The sequence below is a fragment of the Acidobacteriota bacterium genome, assembly GCA_038040445.1.
GTDB classification, from domain to species: domain Bacteria; phylum Acidobacteriota; class Blastocatellia; order UBA7656; family UBA7656; genus Onstottus_A; species Onstottus_A frigus.
Window position 1 is genome coordinate 105,190 of record JBBPIG010000021.1, and the last position, 6,000, is coordinate 111,189.

Annotated in this window: 4 protein-coding genes, 1 tRNA gene and 1 pseudogene; 2 read left to right on the plus strand and 4 right to left on the minus strand. The window is 58.2% G+C overall.

What is annotated here, in order from left to right; genetic code table 11:
* Positions 1 to 32 precede the first annotated feature (32 nt).
* The 4 genes and pseudogenes from AABO57_20985 to selD all read right to left on the minus strand — a co-directional run bounded on the left by AABO57_20985 (position 33) and on the right by selD (position 4,110).
* Positions 33 to 105 (minus strand) — tRNA-Lys (locus AABO57_20985).
* Positions 106 to 211: 106 nt separating this feature from the next.
* Positions 212 to 1,546, minus strand: coding sequence for an ergothioneine biosynthesis protein EgtB (gene egtB, locus AABO57_20990; GenBank protein ID MEK6288203.1), 1,335 nt, complete (start codon positions 1,544 to 1,546; stop codon positions 212 to 214).
* 115 nt (positions 1,547 to 1,661) lie between these two features.
* Entirely contained in the window at positions 1,662 to 3,053 is a 1,392-nt protein-coding gene (locus AABO57_20995; GenBank protein ID MEK6288204.1) for a mercuric reductase, read from the minus strand.
* Between the two features lie 73 nt (positions 3,054 to 3,126).
* Positions 3,127 to 4,110 (minus strand): annotated as a pseudogene (selD, locus tag AABO57_21000) (selenide, water dikinase SelD).
* A 148-nt stretch (positions 4,111 to 4,258) separates the two neighbouring features.
* On the opposite strand from selD, the gene AABO57_21005 reads away from it, so the two are divergent.
* Together AABO57_21005 and AABO57_21010 are read left to right on the plus strand one after the other, a co-directional pair.
* Positions 4,259 to 5,491: an ATP-grasp domain-containing protein gene (locus AABO57_21005; protein MEK6288205.1), complete on the plus strand. Its 1,233-nt coding sequence runs from the start codon at positions 4,259 to 4,261 to the stop codon at positions 5,489 to 5,491.
* Positions 5,492 to 5,574: 83 nt separating this feature from the next.
* The coding region (locus tag AABO57_21010) for a hypothetical protein (GenBank protein MEK6288206.1) at positions 5,575 to 6,000 on the plus strand (426 nt) is incomplete at its 3' end.

Genomic DNA, 6,000 nt, shown 5'->3' on the forward strand with positions numbered 1-6,000 from the left:
TTGCTGGTGGCTCTAGCTGTTGATTCTATTAATGAGCCGTGCAGGGCTCGAACCTGCGACCCGCTGATTAAGAGTCAGCTGCTCTACCAACTGAGCTAACGGCCCGTGCGGTTCGAATTCTACTGAGTGCGATATTTTATTGTCAATGCTATCACCATGGCAGGCTATCACCGTGGCAGCGTCAAGCTTCCCGACGGGTCGCTGCCTCTTCTTAGATTGTCTTGGCGCAGCGAAACCCGGAAATCATCCACCGTTCGTTAGGATGGAAGAAGTTTCTGTAGGTCGCGCGAATGTGATACTGAGGCGTCGCATATGAGCCGCCCCGCAACACCTTCTGCCCGACAAACCACTTGTCGTTGTATTCGTCAAACTCGGGTTTGAATCCCGGGTAGGGCACGTAATCGGACGTGGTCCACTCCCAAACATCACCGATCATCTGATAGCACCCGTGTGCACTCCTCCCTTCTGGAAATGAGCCCACCGGAGCCACGCCCCACAAACCGTTCTCAAAGAGATTCGCTTTCGACAGAGCCGGCCCTTCGTCGCCCCACGGGAAACTCGACCGGATAGTTTGTTGAGGCCCAAGACTCGCTGCCTTCTCCCATTCGGCTTCAGTCGGCAAACGCTTGCCCGCCCATTTTGAAAACGCGGACGCTTCATAGAAGCTGACGTGCGTCACCGGTTCGTCGGCTTTGTCTTCGGCTCGGTGAAGGCCTGAGAAGTCTCTGATCATCCACTCGCCTCCGTGCAGCTCCCAGTACAACGGGCCTTGCCACCCTTCGCTGTGAATGCAATCCCAACCCTCGGCAAACCACCACCGAAAATCCGTGTAGCCTCCGTCGCGCATGAATTCCAGATACTCCCCGTTGCTGACCGGAACCAGGTCGATCGCAAAGTCCTCCACAAAGACTCGATGAGCAGGCTTCTCATTGTCGAAGGCAAACCCATCGCCCGCGTGCCCAAGCAAAAACAGACCGCCTTCCACTTCAGCGACACCGCTCACGTTGTCGCGCGGCGGGAGCGCTCCCCGTGCCGCCGGCTCATAAAGTTCACAAAGCAGGTGCTTGATGTCATACACCAGAAGCTCCTGATGCTGCATCTCGTGTTCGAGGCCGAGCCTCACCAACAGCAGAAGCGCCGCGGCTTCCGGATTGTCTCGAGTGCCGCCTAGAAGATCGAGCATCGATTCATCGATGCGTCTTCTATAGGCGAGAGTGTCCTTCACCGTCGGGCGCGAACGAGTGCCCCGCTTGTCCCTCTCGATTCGCGAGCCGAATCGCTCATAGTATGAGTTGAAGTAGAAGAGATACTCTTCCGAATAGATCCGGTACCCCGCCAAGTGGTCCCTAAGCAAGAGCTCAAAGAACCACGACGTATGGCCGATGTGCCATCGAGGAGGGCTCATGTAGGGAGCGGTCTGAACAACGTAATCTTCAATCTCCAGCGGCTCGACGATCTGCATCGTTCGAGCGCGAACTTCTCGAAACCGCTCGGCCATTTCCGATACGCTTGCCGCCGGTTTCAACTCGTCCCTTTTTGCTTGCATGCTTGAACCTTCCACTCGTCTAGAATTGAACAGCGTCCCTACCTCGCAGATTCTGCTACTCTCCACGACGCATATCAAAATCTCATTCCTTGATGAGACGCATCGAAATGACCGCTCACGCATCCATTGCCGTAAACAGATTGTTCATCGACTCCGCCATCGTCGGGTGAGCGAATATTGCTTCCTTCAACACGGTGTACGGCACGTGACCCATCATCGCTATTTCGAACATCGCCATCAACTCGCCGCCTTCGACTCCCAACACCGCGCAACCAAGTATCTGATTCGTGTCCGCATCGACGACCGCCTTAATAAAGCCGCGAGTTTCGCTCATCTCAATCGCACGAGCCACATTAGCCATCGGTAGGTTAGCCACATGGACGTTCATGCCTTGCGCGCGCGCTTCGGTCTCGGTCAACCCAACCCGGCCGAGTTGCGGGTCCATGAAAACAGTGTACGGCACAAGCCGATTGCTCGTGGTCGCGTCCCCACTTTCGATAAGGTTCGTGCGAATGATTCGGAAGTCGTCGTAAGAGATGTGAGTGAACTGCGGCCCGCCATTCACATCGCCAAGTGCATAGATGCCTGACACGTTGGTTTCGAGCCGATCGTTGACCTTTACGAAGCCGCGGTCGTCCGTCTCGACTCCCGCCGCTTGAAGATTGAGCCGTTCAGTGTTCGGCGTTCGTCCAACTCCCACCAGAAGGTGCGAACCCGTAACGGACTGCTCGCCCTCCGGTGTCCGCACGGTCAAGCGGATCAGGCCTTCGGCGCGGCTGGCTCGCACAACCTCCGAGTTCAACAGCAACGTTATCCCATCCTCGCGCAGGATGGTGGCCACCGCATCGGCAACATCCGCATCCTCGCGCGCGAACGGCCGGTCGCCTCGGTGGACGATCGTCACCTCGCTGCCATAGCGCCGAAACATCTGGCCGAACTCCAGTCCGATGTAGCCGCCCCCCATCACCAGCAGATGCTCCGGCAACTGATCGAGCTCCATAATCGAAGTCGAGTCGAGATAGGCCACGTCGTTCAGCCCTTCGACCTCGGGCTTCGACGGCCGGCCTCCAGTGTTGATGAAGATCTTGTTGGCCGTCAGCGACTGTTTGCCGCCGTCGTTCAGGCGAACTTCAATCGAATGGGGACCGGTGAAGCTGGCCTCGCCCTTCAGCAGATCTAGTCCCGGGGTAGCTTCGACGGATCGGAGTCCGCCGTCGCGAAAGCTCTCGACCACGCGCTGTTTGCGTGCGCGAACCTCGGCCATGTTCACCGTCACGGGGCCCGTGTGCACGCCGTAATCACCGGACCGGCGAGAAAGATAAGCTACACGCGCGCTGTTGAACATCGTTTTAGTCGGCGTGCACCCGAAGTTGACGCAGGTGCCGCCGATGTATCCGCGCTCAATGAGAGCGGTCTTCCACCCTGCTTTCGCCAGAGCCACCGAGAGCGGCTTGCCTCCCTGCCCCGATCCGATAACTATCGCGTCGTATTGGTTTGTTTCTGGCATCGCGTCAGCTCCATTGAATCACAAATGTACAGCTCACGGTCCATTGATCTCGATAGACTCAGAGATTTGCTGCCTACCTTACGATGAGCGAATGGGGCCCACGTTCAAGCACGCGGCCGACGATCTCAGCGTGAACATAAGCTTCGCGCAGCCGGGCAAGCAGTGCATTAGCGCGCTCGGGCGGAATCGAGATCAGCAAGCCGCCCGCTGTCTGTGGATCGTAGAGCAGACTGCTCATCTCTTTGCTCACGCTCTCCGCGATCTGAATGTCATCGCCAACGTATTCGCGGTTGGTCTTGTCGCCGCTGGTGAGAATGCCGCCGCCGGCAAGTTCCAAGGCGCCGGGCAAGATCGGCACGCGTGTCGAGTTTATTTCGATGGTCACCTGACTTGCGCGGGCAAACTCCCACGCGTGTCCCAGCAGCGCAAAGCCGGTCACGTCGGTCGCGCCTTTAACGTCAAACTCGCGCATCGCTTCAGCAGCGGACTTTCCGGAGGTCAACATGGTTTCGACCGACGAGGCTGCTACGTCAGCGGGCGCTTTGGCGAACTTGATTCCCGTGGAGATGACGCCCGTTCCAATTGGCTTAGTCAGAATGATGACATCTCCCGCACACGCGCCGGCGTTGGTCGCAACCTTATTCGGATCTATCACTCCGGTCACCGAGTAGCCGAACATTATCTGCTCATTGTCGACGCTGTGACCTCCCAGCAACACGACTCCGTTCTGAGTCAGAACCTCGAGTCCGCCTCGCATGATCTCAGCGAGTATCGAAAAGTCCACCCCATTCTTCGGAAAGCAAGTAATGGCCAGCGCGGTGATTGGAGTTCCGGCCATCGCCCATACGTCGTTGATCGAATTGAGCGCCGCGATGCGCCCATAGTCAAACGGATCGTCCACTATCGGGGTGAAAAAGTCGAGCGTCTGCACGAGAGCAAGGTCGTCGCTGAGACGGTAGACTCCCGCATCGTCGGCGAGGTCGAAGCCGACAATCAAATTCGGGTCGTATGGTTGTTTCGGTAGCCCGCTCAGCACCTGAGCGAGCGCGCTCGGCGCAAGCTTAGCCGCTCAACCGGCGCACGAAACCATCTCGGTCAATCGCATTGGTGTAAGCTCCTCGACCTAATATACCGAAAACGAGAAGGCTCACCAACCAACCCGCTCGAAGCTGGACAAGCATCGGAGCCCGGAATAGGTTAAGAGTATGCCGCGCGTGCTTCTGCTATTGCCGACCACCACCTATCGCACGAAGGCTTTCATCGACGCTGCCCTGAAACTCGATGTGGACGTCGTCGCCGCGTCGGAACAGCCGAGCACTCTCGCGAACAAGAATCCAGAGGGATTGCTTACGCTCGACTTCTCAGAACCCGAACGCGCCGCGCGTCAGGCCAAAGAGTTCGCGGCTCAGTTTCCAATCGATGCGGTCATAGCTGTCGATGAAGATACCGCTGTCATCGCCGCTTCCGTGGCTCACGCGCTAAGGCTCCCGCATAACCCTGTGGAGGCCGCGATCACCGCTAAGAACAAGCATCTCATGCGCGAAGTGCTCAGCCACTCAGGAGTGCAGGTGCCTCGCTATTGGCGTTTCTCTTTGGACGACGACCCGCGCGACGTCGCCGCTCGGGTCACTTATCCGTGCGTGGTCAAGCCAGTATTCCTGTCCACAAGCCGAGGCGTCATGCGCGCCAACAACGCCGACGAATTTGCGGAAGTCGTGCGGCGGCTGGATCGAATCGTCAGCGACCCGCAGCTCGCGCGGCGTGGAGGCGCTTTGGCTCGCGAAGCGCTCGTCGAGGAATTCATTCCCGGCTTTGAGGTCGCGGTCGAAGGATTGGTCACCGGCGGCGAGTTTCGAATGCTGGCAATCTTCGACAAGCCTGATCCGCTCGACGGGCCGTTCTTCGAGGAGACGATCTACGTCACGCCGTCGCGGCTGCCGCTTGATGTCCAGCAGCAGATCGTGGAGACAACCGGGGCCGCGACTCGCGCGATGGGTCTGACGAAAGGCCCGGTGCATGCCGAGCTGCGGGTGAATGAGCGAGGTCCGTGGGTGATCGAAGTGGCGGCTCGCGCGATCGGCGGACTCTGCTCGCGGGCGTTGCGGTTCGACGTTGGGATTTCGCTCGAAGGGTTGATCATTCGGCACGCGCTTGGGGAAGAGGTTGGGCATATTGAACGCGAGAATAGAGCGGCGGGCGTGATGATGATCCCGATCCCTCGCGCCGGGACTTTGAAAGAAGTGCTTGGCGAGGATGAGGCCAAGGCTGTGGCTCATGTCGAAGACGTGATCATCACGGCTCACATAACTCAGGAATTGTTGCCGCCGCCTGAGGGCGCGAGTTACCTCGGATTCATGTTCAGCCGCGCCGAAACGCCCGATCAAGTCGAAGCCGCCCTGCGCGAGGCACACGCGAGGCTTGAGTTTTTCATCGACTAACGCGAAGGCTCGATTGGCTTAAGCGAGCACTTGGCGGCACACAATGTGGTGAGCTATAAGAAGACGGTAGAGGAGGCGACCACATGAGCAGAGACGACTTTCAGAGGACCATAGACTTCATCCTCGATCAACAGGCGCAGTTTGCCACGAACATTCAACTGCTGCGCGAAACACAGACACAACTCGTGATAAGTCAGGGGAAGTCTGAAGCGCGCCTAGACCGAATTGAAGAAATAGTACTCAAGACCGTCGGAGTGGTCGAACGTCTCGCCGACGCGCAGGATCGAACGGATGGCGCCGTAGCAGCGCTTGCTGAGGCGCAGGCGCGGACCGACGCATCAATTCGAGAACTGGCAGAATCGCAGGCACTGACTGAGGCGTCAGTTCGCGGACTGTCAGAAGCGCAAGCGCAGGCCGATGGCAGAGTTAGAGAACTCCAGGCGCGGACTGATGGATCAATTCGAGAACTGGCAGAATCGCAGGCACTGACTGAGGCGTCAGTTCGCGGA